Here is an 18,147-nt window from a genome sequence, read left to right as displayed (position 1 = left end):
CCGGGGTGCGGGCGGCGTGCAGCCGCGCGAGGCTTCGGGCGCCGCAGCCGGGGCAGCCGCAGCCGCCGTCCGGCTCGACCTCGGTGAACTCCATCAGCACGGTGGGTCCCTTTCTCCGGATTCAGGAAGGGGATGTGTTCCACCGTCAGCCGACGGAATATCACCTGATAGGTAACAAAATATGACAAGTCGGTGAAGCGGAGGGGACGCCGACGGCCGGTCAGCGGACCGGGCGGGAGATCGGGTGGGGGAGGGCCGGGGAGAACTCGGGGGCCGTCCAGGTGAGCGGTACGGCATGGGTCAGGTCGACCGTGCGGAGGACGGTGTAGTCGACGACCGGGGCGGACGGGTCGGACCAGTCGACCTCGGCGCGGCCGGTGAGCAGCAGGGCGTCGCCGGTGTCCCAGTCGGGCAGCAGCAGGCCGGCCGCCGGGTCGAGCTCCAGGTTCCCGAGGCTCATGAACATGCTGTTGCCCGCGTACTCCGCCCAGCGCAGCCGGTTCGGCCCCAGCACCTCGACGAAGCCGGGGAAGCCGCCGCGGTGCGAGGCGTCCACCCGGCCGTCCGGGCCTGCGGTGGCCAGGAAGAAGGTGTCGGCGGCGGCGACGGCGAGCTGCCGGGGCAGCGTCAGCCGGTCGCCCGCGGTGGCGGTGGGCTCGGCGGCCGGCAGCTCGCGCGGGCTGCGCCGCTGGATGTACTTGGGGCAGTTGGCGTACACCTGCTCGGCGGTGATCCGCAGGCCGTCCGGGCCGTCCGGCTCGGAGCGGCCGTTGAGTCGCATCCGGCGCCGTCCGGCCGCGTCCAGCGCGATGGTGCCGACCTCGGCCGGCCCGGCCAGCACCTCGGCGAGCGGGTCGCCGGGGGCCGGACGGGCGGCCACCAGCACGGCGTGGTCGCCGTCGGCGCGGACGAAGCCGGGCGGACCGGCGAGCTGGGTGGCCCAGATCCGCCCGGCCTGGTCGGCGGCGCCGACCACGATCGTCCGCCGCTCGGTGAGGAAACGGGCCGCGACCGGTGGGATCGTGCGCCCGATCGACCGGCCGGTGTGCTCGGCCCGCTCCTGCTGCCCGGTGCGCCGCTGGACGGCGCGCTCGCCCGCGTGCCACATCCCGGCTCCTAGAAGAATCCGCAGGTGGGGGCGGTGGCATCGGGTGCGGTGGCCCCGGTCTCGGCCACCCCGGCGGGGGTGAAGATCTCCAGCCGGATGCCGTCCGGGTCGGTGAAGAAGACGCCGCCCGAGTCGGCGCCCTCGCGGTGCGGGACGACCCCCTCGTGGGCGAAGTCGGCGCCGAGCTCCTTGAGGACGGCCTCGGCGGCCCGGACCTCCTCGACCGAGTCCACCCGGAAGGAGAGGTGGTGCAGCCCGGGGGCGCCGGGGGCGAAGCTGCCGGTGCTCTGCTCCCAGAGGGTGAGCACCAGGGTGCCGTCGCGGCCGAGCAGGGCGTGGCGGCGGCCGGGCTCGTCGCTCGCGGCGGCCACGTCGAGGCCGAGCAGGCGCCGGTAGAAGGCGACCGAGCGGGTCAGGTCGGTGACGTTCAGCCCGACGTGGCCGGTCTGCAGGGTGCGTGGGGCAAGGGCGGCGGTGGACACGACGCATCACTCCCGGAAGAGGGGACGGCCCGGTCGTCTAACCGGTACCTCGGACAGTACGGGTTAGAAGATCGGGGCGCAAACCGGTATGGGGTCGTGTAATGGTTAGATGATCCGGCTACTCCCACTGCCAGCGGATGCCGACCTGGCCCGGGGGCTGGTCCGGGGCCAGCACGTGGGCGCTGGCCGAGGCGCCGATCCACAGCTGCTCGCGCTTGCGGTCCACCTCGGCGCACGGCTCGCGCTCGAAGCGCTCGCAGTGCGCGGGCACCGCGGCCGGGTCGAAGTGCACCTGCAGTACGTACTCCCGGACCGGCACGGCGAAGAAGCGGCCGTAGTCGGTGGTCGGCCCGGTGTCGGGGATGTCCACCTCGTACTCGAAGACGGTGGAGTCGCCCAGCGCCAGCGGGCGGTCCAGCAGCAGCTCGGCGACGAGCAGGCCGCTCTCCGGCCGGCGGCGGACCCGGCCGAGCCGGGCGTGCCGGACGGAGGTGATCTCGGGGCAGCCCGGGGCGCCCTCGTCCGCCTTGTGCACCACCACGCAGCGGGCGACCCCGCCGACGGTGGCCCGCACGACCTGGCGCATCCTCAGCAGGTGACCGCGGCGGTTGGCGTTCACGAAGTACGAGTCGTGGATCGAGAGCCGCTCCAGGTCGCCGGTGGGCGGGGCGTCCAGCTCCTCGAAGACCTCGGCGATCTCCTGCTCGCCCGGCCAGACCTGCTCCACCCGCAGGGCGTCGTGGGTGGTCGGGGCGATCCAGCGGCCGCGCGGGCGGGGCGGTCCGAGCAGCGAGGAGAGGGTGCCGCGGCGCAGCGCCAGCAGCTCCTCCAGCAGGTGGACGGCGCGCAGCGAGGCGGCCCGTTCGGGCTGGCTGCGGCCGCGCCGCCAGTAACTGAGGGTGGTGACGCTGATCCTGACGCCCTGGTGGGCGAGGGCGGCGCGGATCCGGTCGAGGCTGAGCCCGCTGGCCTCGATCGCCGCGTTCAGCACCTCGGCGAAGCCGAGCGCGCCGGCGGCGGGCGCCTGCGGCGCGGGCTGGGGCGGGACCTGGGCCGGTGCGGGGGGCTGCCCGGGCGTGCGGGCGGGCGGGGGCGCTGCGGCCCGGTCGCCGTTCGGTCGCGGCCGGCCGTACGCCGGCCCCGCGTCGCGCTCACCGACCAGCCTGAGCCGACCCGCGTGCTGCGGCTGCTGAGAACTCATCCGGATACCTCCCCCACCAGGCGAGTTCGGCGGCGTCGGCCCAGCGTTCCGTGATCGGGCTGCCACACCGAGCTGGGGGCACACCCTACGCACCGTCGAGAGGTTACGTCATCAACTCGGACATATGACAGTGGTCACGACAAGAAAGTCCCAGTTCACGGCGGATAGAAACACAGCCGCAACAGTGCGGCCGGCGCGGACCGGGAGAGGTCCGCGCCGGCCGGGGCGATGGAGGTGTCAGGAGACGGTGAGCGCGGCGTCGTCCACGACGAAGCTGGTCTGCAGCGAGGAGTCCTCGGTGCCGGTGAACTTCAGCGTCACGGTCTGCCCGGCGAAGGCCGACAGGTCGAAGGACTTCTGCACGTAGCCGCTCGCGGCGTTCGCGTTCGAGTAGGTGGCCAGGGTGGTCGAGCCAGCCGCGACGGTCAGCTTGTCGTAGGCGGTGCTGCCGGTCTCGGCGGTGTCCACGTGCAGCCAGAAGGTGAAGGTCGCCTTGCAGCCGGCCGGGATCGACACGGTCTGCGAGACCGAGTCGGTGTGGGCGGAGCCGTAGCCGTCCATCCACGCCTTCCAGGAGCCGCCGTGCGCGGCCTCGGAGGCGCTGTTGTCGACGACGCCGGAGGAGGCCGTCCACGGCGCGGCGGTGCCGGTCTCGAAGCCGGCGTTGCCGAGCAGCTGGGCGGAGGTGCAGCCGCCGGTGGGCGGCGGGGTGGTGCCGCCGAGCAGGGCGGTGGTCAGCGAGTCGGCGACCGGGGTGCCCCAGCCGGTGACCTGGTCGTAGCCGGTCTTGGTGGAGAAGTCCTGGTTCTTGCCGGTGGTGACGTCGTGCAGCACGGTGCCGTAGCTGCTGGAGTTGGCCAGCGAGTAGAGCTTCGGGTTGGCCTCGCCGAGCACGGCCTGGCCGGCCGCCTTGGCCTTCTGGTTGAACAGCGCGGTGTAGCCGGACCACAGCGGGGCCGCGGCGGAGGTGCCGCCGTAGACCTGCCAGCCGCCCGTGGTGTAGATCGCGAAGCCGCTCGCCGGGTCGGCGTTGGAGGCGATGTCCGGCACGGTGCGCATGGTGCCGGTGACGCCGGTGCCGGTCTGCCAGCTCGGCTTGGCGAACTGGGTGGAGACGCCGCCGCCCGCGGTGCTCCAGGCGCTCTCCGAGGAGTACGCGTTGCCGCTCACCTTGAGGTTGGTGCCGCCGACGCCGGTGTTGTACGGGCTGGACGCCGGGAAGTCGACCGCCTTCACGGTGGAGCCGCTGGTCGAGCGGGTGCAGTCGCGGGAGCCGTCGTCGCCGGAGGCCGAGAAGATCGAGATGCCCTGGGCGGCGGCCTGCTTGAAGGAGTTGTTCACCGCGGTCATCGAGGACGCGGTGGTGTCCGGCTCGCAGGAGCCCCAGGAGATCGAGATGACCGAGACCCGGTTCTCCGAGACGATCTGGGCGGCCATGTCGATCTCGCCCTGGTCGCTGTTGGGGGCCTCGTAGACCAGCTGGGTGGCCTTCGGGGCGACACCGCGGACGATCTCGCTGTCCAGCTCGACCTCGCCCTGGCCGTCGCCCGGCTTGGCGTCGTAGTTGGCGCCGTCCACCGAGACGGTGGAGACCGCCGGGCCGGTCAGGCCGTACTGGCTGTCGTAGGTGCGCAGGTTGGTGGAGCTGTAGCCGTCGAACTCCCAGAGGGCGACGGTCGTGCCGGTGCCGTCCGCGCCGACCTTGTCGAGCCGGTAGGCGCCGTCGTACTGCGCCGGACCGAAGCCGCTCGGCGTCGCGTGGGGGGCGGCCGCCTTCGGCTTGACGGCGCGTGAGGTGCGCACGGTGTGGTTGTCGAGGCCGGAGACACCCTCGACCGTGCCGGCCAGCTCGGCCGGCACGCTGGCCGCCGCGTCGTTGGCGAAGAAGGTGCGCCCGCCCTGCTGCGGGTCGCTGTACGAGCTCTCGTGGGTGCCGAAGGCCTTCGCGACCTGCGCCGCGGTGCCGCGGACGTTCACCACCTGGCGGTTGGCGCTCACCGAGTCGACCGTCAGGCCCTGGCCGGTGAGGTAGGCGCGGACCTTCGCCACGTCCGCCTCGGTCGGGCCGTACAGCGCGGTGAACTGCGCCGGCGTCAGGTAGCGGCCGTACTCCGGGGTGCCGGGCGTGCTGACCGCCTTCAGGAAGCGGTCGAGGTCGGCGGTGTTGCGCAGCTTCAGGTTCACCGAGACGGACATCGTCCGGTCGGCGGGCAGGTCGCCCTGCTTCTGCGAGCGGGCCACCGCCGGGGTCACGGTGTTCGGCAGGGCCACCCGGGAGGTGGCCTGCGGGGTCGGCGCGGCCTGGGCGGTGGAGACGCCCAGCGAAACCACGGTCAGGGGCAGGACGGCTATGGCCGCGGAAAGAGCGAGCGAGCGGGGTCGCACGGGGTCCTCCGGAAGGTGTGGGGCGTTCCGGGTTCGAAAACGCTTGCACGAAGTTCCCAGAAAGCACCCAGGAATGGGCCCATGCGGCAGCAATCGCTTGCTAAAAAACAGTCAAGTGTGGAATTCGGATCCATCAACAGAATGGATGTGAATTCATACAGTGAATGGCGTCCGGCGGCGCCGCACTACACTCGGCGGCATGGCTGACCCCCGCGACCCGCGACCGCTGATCGGCGAACCGCTCGCCCTCGATCTGCTGAACACCCGCTGGCGCGACGCCGGGCAGCAGGACCTCCTGACCGACCTCGACGGCTACCGCATCTGGCTCTCCTCGGCCGGCCTCGCCGACCGCTGCCCCGCCGACGAGACCTCGCTGACCGCGGTGAAGGCCGCCCGCAGCGCCCTCGACCTGCTCGTGGCCGACCCCGGCTCGGCCGAGGGCGCCGCCGCACTGAACGCCGTCCTCGCGCACGGCAGACTCCGGCACAGCCTCGGCCCGGACGGCCCCGCCGAGGCCGCCGAGGCCGACCCGCCGCAGCAGCTCGCCGCCTGGCTCGCCGCCGACGACTACCTCTCGCTGCTGCGCCGGGGCGCGCACCGCATCAAGCAGTGCGCACACCCGGCGTGCATTCTGCACTTCTTCGACACATCGCAGAACGGGCGCCGGCGGTGGTGCTCGATGGCGCTCTGCGGGAACCGCTCGAAAGCCGCCCGCCATTACGAGCGGACGGCCGGCGGGCGCACGGGCACGCTCTGAGGGACTCCCGTCCGGGAACGACTCCCTACGGCTGGGTGGGACGGCCGAGCAGTGCGGTGAGGGCGGCGCGGACCTCGGTGCGGGTGGGGTCGACCGCGGCCCAGGCCGCGTAGCCGTCCGGGCGGACCAGCAGGACGGTGTCGCGCAGCTTGCCGTGCGGGTCGGCGGGGGCCGCCGTCACCACCCGGCCGGCCCACTGGTCGGTGTACGGCTGCTCGTCGTTGGAGACCAGCACCGCGCGGCCGCCGCGCAGCGCCTCGTACAGCCGCGGCGCGCCCCCGGGCTCGTCCACCGCCAGCCGCAGGTCGGGGATGCGCCGGCCGACCAGCGGGTGCGCCTCCCCGGCCGGCGGGTACGCCACCGCGAGGCCGGAGACCGCCCGCGCGCCGAACCGGGTGAGCGGGCCGAGCCGGTCCGCCGCCGCGGTCAGCACCCCGCCCGCCACCCGGGCCGGCAGGGACTGCGCCAGCGCCACCCGGATCAGCGCGCCCGAGCTGCGCAGCACGGCCTTCCCGACCGGGTGGCGCTCGCTCTGGTAGGTGTCGAGCAGGGCGTCCGGCGCCCAGCCCTGCACCGCGCCGACGAGCTTCCAGCCCAGGTTGGCGGCGTCCTGGAGACCGGTGTTCATGCCCTGGCCGCCGGCCGGCGAGTGGCAGTGCGCCGCGTCGCCGGCGAGGAAGACCCGGCCGGAGCGGTAGGTCGGCACCTGCCGCTCGTCGCTGTGGAAGCGGGAGGACCAGCGGACGTCGTGGAGTCCGTGGTCGGTGCCCAGCACCGCGCGCAGCAGCCCGGTGAGCTCGGCCGGGTCCACCGGGGCGGCGTCCGGCAGGCTGCGGTGCCGGTCCCAGGCGATCACCCGGTACCAGCCGTCGCCGAACGGCGCGACGAAGGCGAAGCCCGCCTCGTTCGCGCCGACCGTGAGGACCTCCTCCGGCGCCTTCTCCAGCCGGGCGTCCGCGAGCATCACCGAGTCCACCACCGAGGTGCCCGGGAAGGGCAGGCCCAGCAGGTCGCGGACGGTGCTGTGCACGCCGTCCGTGCCGACCGCGTAGGCGGCCCGGTACGAGGCGGTGCCGCCGTCCTCGCGGACGTCCAGGCGCACCCCGGCGGCGTCCTGCCGCAGCCCCACCACCTCGGCGCCCCGGCGGATCACCGCGCCGGCCTTCAGCGCCCGCTCCTGCAGCAGCCGCTCGGTGTTCGACTGCGGGGTGATCAGCACGAAGGGGAAGCGGGTCGGCAGGTCGCCGAGCTCCACCCGGACCTTGCCGAACAGCCGCAGCGAGGACAGCGGTGTCCCGGTCGCGATCAGGTCGTCGGCCAGCCCTCTGGCGTCCAACTGCTCCAGGGTCCGGGCGTGCACCGCGAACGCCCGGGTCAGGTTGGACTCGGCGCCGCGCTTCTCCAACACCGTCACCCGGACCCCCGCCGCCGCCAGGTCGCCGGCCAGCAGCAGGCCGGTGGGGCCTGCGCCGACGACCACGACATCGGAGTCGAGCTGCCTGTCAGCCATGTGTCATCTCCCGTTGGTGGTACGGCGAGCGGGCTGCGCGGTTCTCAGTCCGCTCTCACCCTCCCATCATCCCGGGCCCATCAGCCGCTGTGAGCCTCTTTGGCATGACAGAGCCCGCAACGATCCTGGCCGACACCCCTCCGGGCGGTGGCACGGTACGGACGAGCCTGGTCGAGGTGGTCGTCCCGGTCTACAACGAGGAGCACACCCTGGAGCGGTGTGTCCGGCGGCTGCACGCCTACCTCTCCGAGACCTTCCCCTACCCCTACCGGATCACCGTCGCCGACAACGCCTCCACCGACGGCACCTGGCAGGTCGCGACCGCCCTCGCCGAGGAGATCCCCCAGGTCACCGCCGTCCACCTGGACCTCAAGGGCCGCGGCCGCGCGCTGCGGCAGGTCTGGGGCGACAGCGACGCCGACGTCGTCGCCTACATGGACGTCGACCTCTCCACCGGTCTGGAGGCCTTCCTGCCGCTGGTGGCGCCGCTGCTCTCCGGCCACAGCGACCTCGCCATCGGCAGCCGGCTGCACCGCGGCTCGGCGGTCGTGCGCGGGCCCAAGCGGGAGTTCATCTCCCGCACCTACAACCTGCTGCTGCGGGCGACCATGGCGGCCAAGTTCTCCGACGCCCAGTGCGGCTTCAAGGCGGGCCGCACCGCGGTGGTGAAGCAGCTGCTGGGCGAGGTCGAGGACAACGCCTGGTTCTTCGACACCGAGCTGCTGCTGCTCGCCGAGCGGTCCGGGATGCGGATCCACGAGGTCCCGGTGGACTGGGTGGACGACCCGGACAGCCGGGTGGACATCGTCCGCACCGCCCTCGACGACCTCCGGGGCATGGCCAGGGTCGCCCGCCGCTCGCTGTCCGGCGCCGGCGTGGTGCAGCCGCCCGAGCGGCCCGGGCAGGACCGGCTGCCGCCGGGCCTCGGCTGGCAGCTCGCGAGCTTCGCCGTGGTCGGCACGGTGTCCACGCTCGCCTACGTGCTGCTCTACCTGGGGATGCGTCAACTGGTGCCGGCGCTGGCCGCCAACTTCCTGGCGCTGGCCGTCACCGCGGTGTTCAACACCGCCGCGAACCGCCGCTTCACCTTCGGGGTGACGGGCCGTCGGGACGCGCTCAAGCACCAGATCGAGGGCGGGATCGCCTTCGTCATCGGGCTGGTGCTCAGCAGCGGGGCGATCGCCCTGCTCGGGGCGGCCGCCCCGGCCGCCGGGCACTCCGCCGAGCTGGCCGCCCTGGTCGCCGCCAACGCGCTGGCCACGCTGGTGCGCTTCGTGCTGCTGCGGGTCTGGGTGTTCAACCCGCGGCGGGCCCGCCGGTGAGGCGGCGGGCCGGGGAAGGCCGGCGGCCCGCCCCCGCGGTGCGGGAGCGGGCCGCCGGACCGTGCCGGACGCCGGATCAGCCGTGCCGGCGGACCTCCACCGTGCGGAACCGGCCGGCGACGAACGCGCCGTCGCAGTAGGCCGAGTTGGCGGCCGGGTTGGCACCCGTGCCGTGCAGGTCGGAGAAGGCGGCGGTCTGGTTGACGTAGACCCCGCCGGTGAGGTTCAGCGAGAGCGAGACGCCGGAGTCCAGGCAGGCCTGGACCAGGGCCTGCTCCACCTCGGGGGAGGTGGTGTAGGCGCCGACGGTCATCGCGCCCTGCTCGCGGACGCTGCGGCGCAGCAGCTCGATGCCGGCCGCGGTGTTCTCCACCGCGACGGTGAAGGAGATCGGGCCGAACTGCTCGCCCAGGAAGGCCGCCCGGTCGTCCGGCTTGTCGGCGTCGGCCTTGACCAGGGCGGGCGTGCGGATGGTCGCGCCGGGGAACTCGGCGGAGGTCACCGGCCGCGGGGCGAGCGCGAGTTCGCCGAACTCGCCGCCGGCGGCCTGAGCGGTGCGCTGCAGCACGCCCGGGTTGACCACCGCGCCGAGGATGGCGGCCGCGCGGGCGTCGTCCGAGAGCAGCCCGTCGACGGCGGCCGCGAGGTCGGCGACCACCTCGTCGTAGGACTTGTCGCCCTGGTCGGTGGCGATGCCGGTGCGCGGGATCAGCAGGTTCTGCGGGGTGGTGCACATCTGGCCGCTGTACAGGGACAGCGAGAAGGCCAGGTTGTTCAGCATGCCCCGGTAGTCGTCGGTCGAGTCGACCAGCACGGTGTTGACGCCGGCCTTCTCGGTGTAGACGAGGGCCTGGCGGGCGTTGTCCTCCAGCCAGTCGCCGAAGGAGGTCGAGCCGGTGTAGTCGATGACCTTGACCTCGGGGCGGACGGCCAGCACCTGTGCGGCGGTGCCGCCCTCGTGCTCGGCGGCCAGGCACACCGTGTTGGGGTCGAAGCCGGCCTCGGCGAGCACCTCGCGGGCGATCCGGACGGTCAGCGCCAGCGGCAGCACGGCGCGCGGGTGCGGCTTGACCAGCACCGCGTTGCCGGTGGCCAGCGAGGCGAACAGGCCGGGGAAGCCGTTCCAGGTCGGGAAGGTGTTGCAGCCGATCAGCAGCGCGGTGCCGCGCGGCACCACGGTGAACTCCTTGACCATCTGCAGCGGCTCGCGCTTGCCCTGCGGCTTCGTCCAGCCGGCGCTCTGCGGCAGCCGGGTCTGCTCGGCGTAGGCGTAGGCGACGGCCTCCAGGCCGCGGTCCTGGGCGTGCGGGCCGCCGGCCTGGAAGGCCATGCCGAAGGCCTGGCCGGTGGTGTGCATCACCGCGTGCGCGAACTCGTGCGAGCGGGCGTTGATCCGGGCCAGGATCTCCAGGCAGACCGCCGCGCGGGCCGCCGGGCCGGCCGCCGCCCACGCCGGGCGGGCCGCCTCCAGCGCCGCGATCAGCGCGCCGGGCTCGGTGTGCGGGTAGCTGACGCCGAGCTCGATGCCGTACGGGGAGGTCTCGCCGCCGACCAGGTCGCCGTCGGTGGGCTGGCCCTCGACCGCGAACACGCTGCCGAGCAGGGCGTCGAAGGCCGCCTTGCCGTCCTCGGCGCCGGTCTCGCCGTACGCCTTGGGGAACTCGGGGTAGGGCGACCAGTAGTCGCGCTCGGCCATCGCGGTGAGCGCGCGGTCGAGGGTGTCCTGGTGGCGTTCGATCAGGTCGGCGACCTTGGGGTCGGGGGTCGCAGCAGCCATGGTGCGCTCCTCACAGGGGCGGGCGGGACACCCCAAAGAGTAACCGAACGATCGGTCGGGACAAGAGGGCGCGGCCGCCCGCCGCCCGGCCGCCTCCGCGGTTACGGAATGCCCAGCTCGAAGATCACGTAGCCGGCGTACCAGCCGGACGCGACGCCGGCCACGCCCAGCACCACCGCCAGCGACGGCAGGCTGAGCCGCCGCAGCCCGAGCGCCACCGGGATCGTCAGCGGGAACACCGGCAGCACGAAGCGGGAGAGCGTGCCGAACATCTGCTGGCTGCCCAGCGCCAGCACCAGCGTCCCCAGCGTGTAGACCACCAGCACCAGCGGCGGCCGCCGGGACAGGAACGGCACCAGCAGGCAGGGCAGCGCGAACAGCACCAGGACGGCGACCAGGTCCTCGGTCGGGTACGGGAAGAGGTAGGCGGTCTCGCCGACCAGGATGTTGGAGACGGCCGTGCTCGTGTACGAGCCCCAGTCGAAGAAGTGCAGCCAGCCGTAGCGCTGCAGGGTGAGGTAGCCGTCCAGGTGCCCCATCCGCCAGCCCACCCAGCCGATGTAGCCGAAGAAGCTCAGCGGCGGCAGCAGGATCGCCGTCAGCGGCCCGGCCACGCCCTCCTCCCGGCGCCGGAACAGCGCGACGGCGGCGGAGAGCGCGACACCGGCGATCAGCGTCATCGAGGTCGGCCGGCTCAGCCCCGCGACGAAGGCCACCAGCGCGGCCTGCGACCACTGCCGGGTGATCGTGAAGTAGCAGGCCCACGAGGCCAGCGCCACGAACAGCGACTCCGTGTACACCGCCCACTCGACGCCCGCCCCGGGGAAGGCGCCCCAGACCGCCGCGGCGATCACACCGGCCCGCCTGCCGCCGAGGTGCGCCGCCACCGCGTAGATGCCGGCCGCGGCCACGAAGGAGGAGACCACCGAGACGAGCATGCCCGCGCCGTACAGCCCGAGGCCGGTGCCGTCCGACACCAGCCGGACGAGGCCCGGGTACAGCGGGAAGAACGCCGAGGAGTCCTGGTGGACGGGGAAGAACCCGCCCGGGTCCGGTATCAGCTTGGGGTCGTAGCCGATCTCCGCGATCTGCCGGTACCACCAGCCGTCCCAGGAGCCGACCACGTCCCACGGGTGCGCGCCGCCGCCGAACCGCGGCGACTGCTCGCGGAACTTGCCGGACGACTCCAGCAGCATCATGAAGACGGCGAAACCGATCAGCTTGACCGCGCCGAACAGCCCGAGCGCCGGTCCGAAGCGCGCCGCCGCCGAGCCGAACGCGCCGCGCAGCGGCTGCGGGGGCCGCCGGTCGCCGCGGTCCTCCGCACCGGCCGGCACCGGATCGGCGCCCACCGGGTCGGCGGCGGGCCGCTGACGCGGCACCGCGGTGTCAGGTATCGCGCTCATGGACGTCGGTCCTCCGTCGCCGGTCACCCCGCCGCATGCGGGTGGCGCGGCGGAGTCTACCGCCAGCCCCCGAGCGCCCCGAAGGCCCGCGGCCGGCCGGTCGGGGCACCCTCGCGGGCACGCCCCGGGCCGGCCGCGGGCGGGGCGTCAGGAGTACCAGACCTGGTCGGGGTTGCCGTTGCAGTCCCACTGCACGGCGATGGTGCCGTTCGCGGTGTCGCCGCCGTAGACGCCCAGGCACTTGCCGGAGTTGCGGTTGATCAGGTGGGCGGCGCCGTTGCCGACCGAGTCGATGTACCACTGCTGGTCGGGGTTGCCGTTGCAGTCCCACTGGACCGCCACGGCGCCGTTCTTCTGGTCCATCCCGTAGACGCCGAGGCACTTGCCGGAATTCGCGTTGGTGATGGTGTAGTAGCCGCCGCCGACGCCGGAGTAGCTCCAGCGCTGGTCGGCATTGCCGTTGCAGTCCCACTGGACGGCGTCCGTGCCGTTGTCCGTCGACATCCCGTAGACGCCGAGGCACTTGCCCGAGCTGGCGGGGTGCAGCTGGCCGCTGACCAGCGCGGACGCGGTCGGGGCGGTCGCCATGGCGGCACCGCCGGCGAGCACCAGACCGGCCGAGAGGGTGGCGGCGCGCCGCATCCAGTTCGTCATGGAAGAGCCTTTCCGGTGATGGTTTGAAAGAAATACTGAAGGACCCGTTCCGGATATTCCGGTTCGTCTACGTCCCCCCGAGAAATGGACCCTATGCGGCCCTGTGGGGGCGTAACACCGGAATTCAGGCCAGCCTGCCGGCCGTTCGGGTAGGCGCCCGTCCTGCGGTCCCGTCGGCCGCCGTCGCCGCCACCCCGCGCGGAGGCGGCACCCGGCCGCCGGGGATACTCGTGCCCATGGCCGAGAACACCCCCCGTACCGCCTACACCGTCGAATCGCTGCTCGCCGTGACGGTCCGGGTCTTCAACGAGCGCGGGTACGACGGCACCTCGATGGAGGACCTCTCCCGGGCCGCCGGGATCTCCAAGTCCTCGATCTACCACCACGTCCGCGGCAAGGAGGAACTGCTGCGGCTGGCCGTCGGGCGCGCCCTGGACGCCCTCTTCGGCATCCTGGAGGAGCCCGCCGCCGAGACCGGCAAGCCGGTGGACCGGCTGGAGCACGTGGTGCGCCGCACCACCGAGGTGCTCCTCTCCGAACTCCCCTACGTGACCCTGCTGCTGCGGGTCCGCGGCAACACCGCCACCGAGCAGTGGGCGCTGGAGCGCCGCCGCGACTTCGACCACCGGGTCGCCGAACTGCTCAGGGCCGCGGTCGCCGCCGGCGAACTGCGGTCGGACGTCGAGCCCCGGCTGGCCACCCGGCTGCTCTTCGGCATGATCAACTCCATCGTGGAGTGGTACCGGCCCGGCACCCGCGGGGCGGACGGCGTCGCCGACGCCGTCGCCCACCTCGCCTTCGACGGCCTCCGCGCGCGGTAGAGGGCCCACCCAGGGGCCACTGGGCCGGCCTCCCAGGGCGGCTGCCCCTCGGGGGTCCTGTCTCAGGCGTCCGGGGGGACTTGGTCGCTCTCCTCGAAGACCAGCATGGTCTGGGTGCCCAGGACGTCCGGGATCGCCTGGATGCGGTTGAGCACCAGCTCCCGCAGGGCCCGGTTGTCGGCGGTGTGCACCAGCATCAGCACGTCGTACTCGCCGCCGACCAGCGCGATGTGCGCGACCCCGGGCAGCCCCAGCAACTGTTCGCGGATCGTCCGCCAGGAGTTCTGGACGATCTTCAGCGTGATGTAGGCGGACGCGCCCTGCCCGGACTTCTCGTGGTCCACCCGCGCGGTGAAGCCGCGGATGACGCCCTCCTCGACCATCCTGGAGATCCGGGCGTAGGCATTGGCCCGGGAGACGTGCACCCGCTCGGCCACCGAGCGGATCGAAGCGCGGCCGTCCTGCTGCAGCAGCCGCAGGATCGCACGGTCGACACGGTCGAGCCTGGACGTCTGTTCAGCCGACATGGCCCCCCACCCTCCCTGATTGGACGTGCTGCCTCCAGTCGACCGCCGATCGGGCCGATTGTCCACCACCCTGTCGCACATCTGGTCAAGATGAACAGACAACCGAACAATCGGTAGGGAGCCCCCACCACTCCGGAGGTGCCCCGAGATGACCGTTCTCGACCACCGACACCAGGCAGCCGCCGTACCCGGCTGGCTGCCCGGTGCCACCGCCCCGCGGACCGACCCCGCCCCGCTGCTGCCGGACGACTCCCCCTTCCGTGTCCTGGGCACCCCGGCACTGGAGAAGACCGACCCGGCCCTGCTGCGCGAGCTGTACCGGCGCCTGGTCGTCGGCCGCCGCTACAACCAGCAGGCCACCACCCTCACCAAGCAGGGCCGCCTCGCCGTGTACCCGGCCACCACCGGCCAGGAGGCCTGCGAGGTCGCCGCCGCGATGGCGCTGCGCGAGCAGGACTGGCTGTTCCCCAGCTACCGCGACACCCTCGCCGTGGTCGCCCGCGGCGTGGACCCGCTGGAGGCCCTCACCCTGCTGCGCGGCAACGCCCACACCGGCTACGACCCGCGCGCCACCCGTACCGCCCCGCTCTCCACCCCGCTCGCCACCCAGGCCCCGCACGCGGTGGGCCTCGCCCACGCGGCCCGGCTGGCCGGCGACCCGGTCGTCGCGCTCGCCATGCTCGGCGACGGCGGCACCAGCGAGGGCGACTTCCACGAGGCGCTGAACTTCGCCGCGGTGCTGAACGCCCCGGTCGTGTTCCTCGTCCAGAACAACGGCTACGCGATCTCCGTCCCGCTCACCCAGCAGTCCGCCGCCCCGACCCTGGCCCACAAGGCGGTCGGCTACGGCATGCCGGGCCGACTGGTCGACGGCAACGACGCCCCCGCCGTGCACGCCGTCCTCACCGAGGCGTTCGAGCGGGCCCGCAGCGGCGGCGGCCCGACCCTCGTCGAGGCGCTCACCTACCGCGTCGAGGCGCACACCAACGCCGACGACGCCACCCGCTACCGGACGGACGACGAGGTCGCCGCCTGGCGTGAGCACGACCCGATCCTGCTGATGGAGCGCCACCTGCGTCCGCTCGGCGTCCTCGACGACACCCTCGTCCAGGAGGCCGCCGACGAGGCCGAGGCGCTGGCCGCCCGGATGCGCGCCGAGTTCCACGAGGACCCGCAGCTCGACCCGATGTCGCTCTTCGCCCACGTCTACGCCGAGCCCACGCCGCAGCTGCGCGAGCAGGCCGCCCAGCTCGCCGCCGAACTGGCCGCCGAGGCCGAGGTGCACCACTGATGACGACAGTTGTCTCCGCCCGCACCAGCACCATGGCGCAGGCGCTCAACGCGGCCCTGCGCGACGCCATGCAGGCCGACCCGACCGTGCACGTCATGGGCGAGGACGTCGGCAGGCTCGGCGGTGTCTTCCGGATCACCGACGGCCTGACCGCCGAGTTCGGCCCGGACCGCTGCCTGGACACCCCGCTCGCCGAGGCCGGCATCCTCGGCACCGCGGTCGGCATGGCCATGTACGGCCTGCGCCCGGTCGTGGAGATGCAGTTCGACGCCTTCGCCTACCCGGCGCTGGAGCAGCTGTTCTCGCACGTCGCCAAGATGCGCAACCGCACCGCCGGCAAGCTGCCGCTGCCGATCACCGTCCGCGTCCCCTACGGCGGCGGCATCGGCGGCGTCGAGCACCACAGCGACTCCTCCGAGGCGTACTACGTCCAGACCCCCGGTCTGCACGTGGTCACCCCGGCCACCGTCCACGACGCCTACGGCCTGCTCCGCGAGGCCATCGCCTCCGACGACCCGGTCGTCTTCCTGGAGCCCAAGCGGCTCTACTGGGGCAAGTCCGAGTGGGACCCGGCGGCGCCCGTCGAGCCGATCGGCAAGGCCGTGCTGCGCCGCACCGGCCGCTCCGCCGTGCTGATCACCTACGGGCCCTCGCTGCCGGTCTGTCTGGAGGCCGCCGAGGCCGCCAAGGCCGAGGGCTGGGACCTCGCGGTGCTCGACCTGCGCTCGCTCGTCCCCTTCGACGAGGAGACCGCCTGCGAGGTCGTCCGGTCGGTCGGCCGCGCCGTCGTCGTCCACGAGGCCACCGGCTTCGCCGGCCCGGGCGCGGAGATCGCCGCCCGGCTCACCGAGAAGTGCTTCCACCACCTGGCCGCCCCCGTGCTGCGGGTCAGCGGCTTCGACATCCCCTACCCGGCGCCGATGCTGGAGCACCACCACCTGCCCGGGGTGGACCGGATCCTGGACGCGGTCGCCCGGCTGCAGTGGGAGGAGTGACTGTGATGCCCGTCGTCCGCGAGTTCACCCTGCCCGACCTCGGCGAGGGTCTCACCGGGGCCGAGGTCGTGCGGTGGATGGTCGAGGTCGGTGAGGTCATCGCCGTCGACCAGCCGGTGGTCGAGGTGGAGACCGCCAAGGCCGTGGTGGAGGTGCCCTGCCCGTACGGCGGCGTGGTCACCGCCCTGTTCGGCGAGGTCGGCGAGGAGGTGCCGGTCGGTGCCCCGCTGGTGACCGTCGCGGTCTCCGGCAGCGGCGGCACCGGTGCGGCGGACTCCGCCGCGGCGCCCGCGGGCGGCCCCGGCGAGCCGGTGGAGCGCCCGCTGGTCGGCTACGGCGTCGCCGAGTCGCGCGGCAGCCGCCGGGCCCGGGTCCGGGCCGCCGCGGCCGCGTCCGTCCCGGCGCCCGCTCCCGTCCCGGTGGCCGTTCCGGCCGCCCCGGCACCGGCCGCCCCGGCACCGGCAGCCCCGGCACCGGTCGCGGCGGCCGTCCCGGCCGTGGTGCCGGTGATCTCGCCGCTGGTCCGCCGGATGGCCCGGGACCACGGCATCGACCTGGCCGCCCTGGCCGGCAGCGGTCCGGACGGCCTCATCATGCGTGCGGACGTCCAGCGCGCGGTGGACACCGCCGCGGCCGCGCCCGTCGCGACCGCGCCGGTCGCGGCACCGGCCGACCGGGACGCCGAGGTGATCCCGCTGCGCGGTCTGCGGCGCACCATCGCCGAGAAGCTCGGCCGCAGCCACCGGGAGATCCCGGCCGCCACCTGCTGGGTGGACGCCGACGCCACCGAACTGATGGCACTGCGCGCCCAGTTGAACCGTGCCCCCGGTCCCAAGGTCAGCGTGCTGGCGCTGCTCGCCCGGATCTGCACGGCCGCGCTGGAGCGCTTCCCCGAGCTGAACTCCAGCGTCTCGCCGGACGGTTCGCAGATCCTCCGGCACCGGGTGGTGCACCTCGGCTTCGCCGCGCAGAGCGACCGCGGTCTGGTCGTCCCGGTGGTCCGCGACGCCCACCTGCTCGGCACCGAGAAGCTCACCGCCGAGCTCGCCCGGCTCACCGAGTCGGCCCGGGCCGGTTCGCTCACCCCGGCCGAACTCACCGGCGGCACCTTCACCCTGAACAACTACGGGGTCTTCGGGGTGGACGGCTCCACGCCGATCCTCAACCACCCGGAGGCGGCGATGCTCGGCGTCGGCCGGATCACGCCGAAGCCGTGGGTGCACGAGGGCGAGCTCGCCGTCCGGCAGGTCACCCAGCTGTCGTTCACCTTCGACCACCGGGTCTGCGACGGCGGTACGGCCGGCGGCTTCCTGCGCTTCGTCGCGGACTGCGTCGAGCAGCCGGGACTGCTGCTGCGCACGCTGTAGCCGTTCGCCGGCGTCTGCGCATCGCCTCCGACCCGCACCGGGCCGGGCTCCTGTCGGGGCCCGGCCCGTCGGCGTTCCCGGCGCGCGGATGCAGGAGGGCGCTCGACGTCCCGCGGGCGCCCGGTCACGGGCGCCCGGGCGCGCACCGGGGGACGAGGGGCGCGAGTTGCGCGAGACTAGCGCGTCCCGCGGTCGTGTGTCCGGGGTTCCGTTGATTCGTGGGACGAGCATCCGTGCCGTGCCAGTCTGCTGAGGGCGTCAGCAGAGAGAAACCAGCCGCGTGGCTGCAGGGCGACCGGAAGCGAAACGATTCTCTTGGGTACTCGTCATGTCGCATTGAAGGCACGTCCGCTGCGGGTCAGAGCAGGCTCGGGCTCCGCCGGACCGTCCGCCGTTCCGGGGCTGGCCCCGGCCGAATCCACCGCCACCCCCACCCCCGCCGTCCCGGACTCCACGGCCGACACCCTGCCCGTCCCCGTGGCGCCCGTCCCGGTGGCCCCCGCCCCCGTGGCGCCCGTCCCGGTGGCCCCCGCCCCCGCGGCAC

General features: G+C 73.6%; 15 protein-coding genes and 1 pseudogene. 7 read left to right on the top strand and 9 right to left on the bottom strand.

All coding sequences use genetic code 11. From position 1 onward, the window contains the following. Positions 1 to 220: 220 nt before the first annotated feature. From ABZ641_RS10460 to ABZ641_RS10445, 4 genes are all read right to left on the bottom strand, one after another. Positions 221 to 1,108: a pyridoxamine 5'-phosphate oxidase family protein gene (locus ABZ641_RS10460; protein WP_359980703.1), complete on the bottom strand. Its 888-nt coding sequence runs from the start codon at positions 1,106 to 1,108 to the stop codon at positions 221 to 223. An 8-nt stretch (positions 1,109 to 1,116) separates the two neighbouring features. Then, positions 1,117 to 1,590 carry a VOC family protein gene (locus tag ABZ641_RS10455; protein WP_344623046.1) on the bottom strand — a complete coding sequence of 158 codons (474 nt, stop codon included), beginning with the start codon at positions 1,588 to 1,590 and terminating at the stop codon, positions 1,117 to 1,119. Positions 1,591 to 1,708: 118 nt separating this feature from the next. Beyond that, positions 1,709 to 2,791 (bottom strand): hypothetical protein, encoded by a 1,083-nt coding sequence (locus tag ABZ641_RS10450; RefSeq protein ID WP_344623047.1) that lies wholly within the window; start codon positions 2,789 to 2,791, stop codon positions 1,709 to 1,711. 237 nt (positions 2,792 to 3,028) lie between these two features. Beyond that, positions 3,029 to 5,122 carry a protease pro-enzyme activation domain-containing protein gene (locus ABZ641_RS10445; RefSeq protein WP_359980700.1) on the bottom strand — a complete coding sequence of 698 codons (2,094 nt, stop codon included), beginning with the start codon at positions 5,120 to 5,122 and terminating at the stop codon, positions 3,029 to 3,031. Positions 5,123 to 5,375: 253 nt separating this feature from the next. Between ABZ641_RS10445 and ABZ641_RS10440 the strand changes: the two genes are divergently transcribed. After that, complete coding sequence (locus ABZ641_RS10440; RefSeq protein ID WP_344623049.1) at positions 5,376 to 5,933, top strand: CGNR zinc finger domain-containing protein; 558 nt, start codon at positions 5,376 to 5,378, stop codon at positions 5,931 to 5,933. Positions 5,934 to 5,958: 25 nt separating this feature from the next. Here the strand turns inward: ABZ641_RS10440 and ABZ641_RS10435 are convergent, their stop codons facing one another. Beyond that, on the bottom strand, positions 5,959 to 7,443 hold the full coding sequence (locus tag ABZ641_RS10435) for an FAD-dependent monooxygenase (RefSeq protein ID WP_359980697.1): 1,485 nt from the start codon (positions 7,441 to 7,443) through the stop codon (positions 5,959 to 5,961). A gap of 104 nt (positions 7,444 to 7,547) precedes the next feature. Between ABZ641_RS10435 and ABZ641_RS10430 the strand changes: the two genes are divergently transcribed. Beyond that, entirely contained in the window at positions 7,548 to 8,765 is a 1,218-nt protein-coding gene (locus ABZ641_RS10430) for a dolichyl-phosphate beta-glucosyltransferase (protein WP_344623051.1), read from the top strand. A gap of 76 nt (positions 8,766 to 8,841) precedes the next feature. Here the strand turns inward: ABZ641_RS10430 and paaN are convergent, their stop codons facing one another. From paaN to ABZ641_RS10415, 3 genes are all read right to left on the bottom strand, one after another. After that, positions 8,842 to 10,542, bottom strand: a complete 1,701-nt coding sequence (paaN, locus tag ABZ641_RS10425; protein ID WP_344623052.1) for a phenylacetic acid degradation protein PaaN — start codon at positions 10,540 to 10,542, stop codon at positions 8,842 to 8,844. A 101-nt stretch (positions 10,543 to 10,643) separates the two neighbouring features. Next, positions 10,644 to 11,948: a hypothetical protein gene (locus tag ABZ641_RS10420; RefSeq protein WP_359980693.1), complete on the bottom strand. Its 1,305-nt coding sequence runs from the start codon at positions 11,946 to 11,948 to the stop codon at positions 10,644 to 10,646. A gap of 147 nt (positions 11,949 to 12,095) precedes the next feature. Further along, positions 12,096 to 12,602: an RICIN domain-containing protein gene (locus ABZ641_RS10415; RefSeq protein ID WP_344623054.1), complete on the bottom strand. Its 507-nt coding sequence runs from the start codon at positions 12,600 to 12,602 to the stop codon at positions 12,096 to 12,098. Positions 12,603 to 12,838: 236 nt separating this feature from the next. Between ABZ641_RS10415 and ABZ641_RS10410 the strand changes: the two genes are divergently transcribed. After that, positions 12,839 to 13,423: a TetR/AcrR family transcriptional regulator gene (locus ABZ641_RS10410; protein ID WP_344623055.1), complete on the top strand. Its 585-nt coding sequence runs from the start codon at positions 12,839 to 12,841 to the stop codon at positions 13,421 to 13,423. 62 nt (positions 13,424 to 13,485) lie between these two features. On the opposite strand, the gene ABZ641_RS10405 is transcribed toward ABZ641_RS10410, so the two are convergent. Continuing rightward, positions 13,486 to 13,950, bottom strand: coding sequence for an Lrp/AsnC family transcriptional regulator (locus ABZ641_RS10405; RefSeq protein ID WP_344623056.1), 465 nt, complete (start codon positions 13,948 to 13,950; stop codon positions 13,486 to 13,488). A 148-nt stretch (positions 13,951 to 14,098) separates the two neighbouring features. Here ABZ641_RS10405 and pdhA point away from each other — a divergent pair, with 148 nt between their 5' ends. The 4 genes and pseudogenes from pdhA to ABZ641_RS10385 all read left to right on the top strand — a co-directional run. Then, positions 14,099 to 15,241, top strand: coding sequence for a pyruvate dehydrogenase (acetyl-transferring) E1 component subunit alpha (pdhA, locus tag ABZ641_RS10400; protein WP_344623057.1), 1,143 nt, complete (start codon positions 14,099 to 14,101; stop codon positions 15,239 to 15,241). After that, on the top strand, positions 15,241 to 16,236 hold the full coding sequence (locus ABZ641_RS10395) for an alpha-ketoacid dehydrogenase subunit beta (RefSeq protein ID WP_263104355.1): 996 nt from the start codon (positions 15,241 to 15,243) through the stop codon (positions 16,234 to 16,236). The genes pdhA and ABZ641_RS10395 overlap by 1 nt, the downstream gene beginning before the upstream one ends. A 5-nt stretch (positions 16,237 to 16,241) precedes the next feature. After that, a complete protein-coding gene (locus ABZ641_RS10390; RefSeq protein ID WP_359980688.1) occupies positions 16,242 to 17,603 on the top strand; it encodes a dihydrolipoamide acetyltransferase family protein in 1,362 nt (453 codons plus the stop codon). A 336-nt stretch (positions 17,604 to 17,939) separates the two neighbouring features. Further along, positions 17,940 to 18,147 (top strand): annotated as a pseudogene (locus ABZ641_RS10385) (hypothetical protein); the annotation flags it as partial.

Source organism: Kitasatospora sp. NPDC007106, assembly GCF_040634455.1.
GTDB classification, from domain to species: domain Bacteria; phylum Actinomycetota; class Actinomycetes; order Streptomycetales; family Streptomycetaceae; genus Kitasatospora; species Kitasatospora arboriphila.
This window is presented reverse-complemented; position numbering and strand designations above follow the sequence as displayed.

What these genes read in the sequence shown, in the direction of transcription:
- paaN (WP_344623052.1), bottom strand. Translation starts at nt 10,542, where the DNA reads ATGGCTGCTGCGACCCCCGACCCCAAGGTCGCCGACCTGATCGAACGC.
- ABZ641_RS10450 (WP_344623047.1), bottom strand. Translation starts at nt 2,791, where the DNA reads ATGAGTTCTCAGCAGCCGCAGCACGCGGGTCGGCTCAGGCTGGTCGGT.
- ABZ641_RS10390 (WP_359980688.1), top strand. Translation starts at nt 16,242, where the DNA reads ATGCCCGTCGTCCGCGAGTTCACCCTGCCCGACCTCGGCGAGGGTCTC.
- ABZ641_RS10415 (WP_344623054.1), bottom strand. Translation starts at nt 12,602, where the DNA reads ATGACGAACTGGATGCGGCGCGCCGCCACCCTCTCGGCCGGTCTGGTG.
- ABZ641_RS10460 (WP_359980703.1), bottom strand. Translation starts at nt 1,108, where the DNA reads ATGTGGCACGCGGGCGAGCGCGCCGTCCAGCGGCGCACCGGGCAGCAG.
- ABZ641_RS10395 (WP_263104355.1), top strand. Translation starts at nt 15,241, where the DNA reads ATGACGACAGTTGTCTCCGCCCGCACCAGCACCATGGCGCAGGCGCTC.
- pdhA (WP_344623057.1), top strand. Translation starts at nt 14,099, where the DNA reads ATGACCGTTCTCGACCACCGACACCAGGCAGCCGCCGTACCCGGCTGG.
- ABZ641_RS10435 (WP_359980697.1), bottom strand. Translation starts at nt 7,443, where the DNA reads ATGGCTGACAGGCAGCTCGACTCCGATGTCGTGGTCGTCGGCGCAGGC.
- ABZ641_RS10410 (WP_344623055.1), top strand. Translation starts at nt 12,839, where the DNA reads ATGGCCGAGAACACCCCCCGTACCGCCTACACCGTCGAATCGCTGCTC.
- ABZ641_RS10430 (WP_344623051.1), top strand. Translation starts at nt 7,548, where the DNA reads ATGACAGAGCCCGCAACGATCCTGGCCGACACCCCTCCGGGCGGTGGC.
- ABZ641_RS10440 (WP_344623049.1), top strand. Translation starts at nt 5,376, where the DNA reads ATGGCTGACCCCCGCGACCCGCGACCGCTGATCGGCGAACCGCTCGCC.
- ABZ641_RS10405 (WP_344623056.1), bottom strand. Translation starts at nt 13,950, where the DNA reads ATGTCGGCTGAACAGACGTCCAGGCTCGACCGTGTCGACCGTGCGATC.
- ABZ641_RS10420 (WP_359980693.1), bottom strand. Translation starts at nt 11,948, where the DNA reads ATGAGCGCGATACCTGACACCGCGGTGCCGCGTCAGCGGCCCGCCGCC.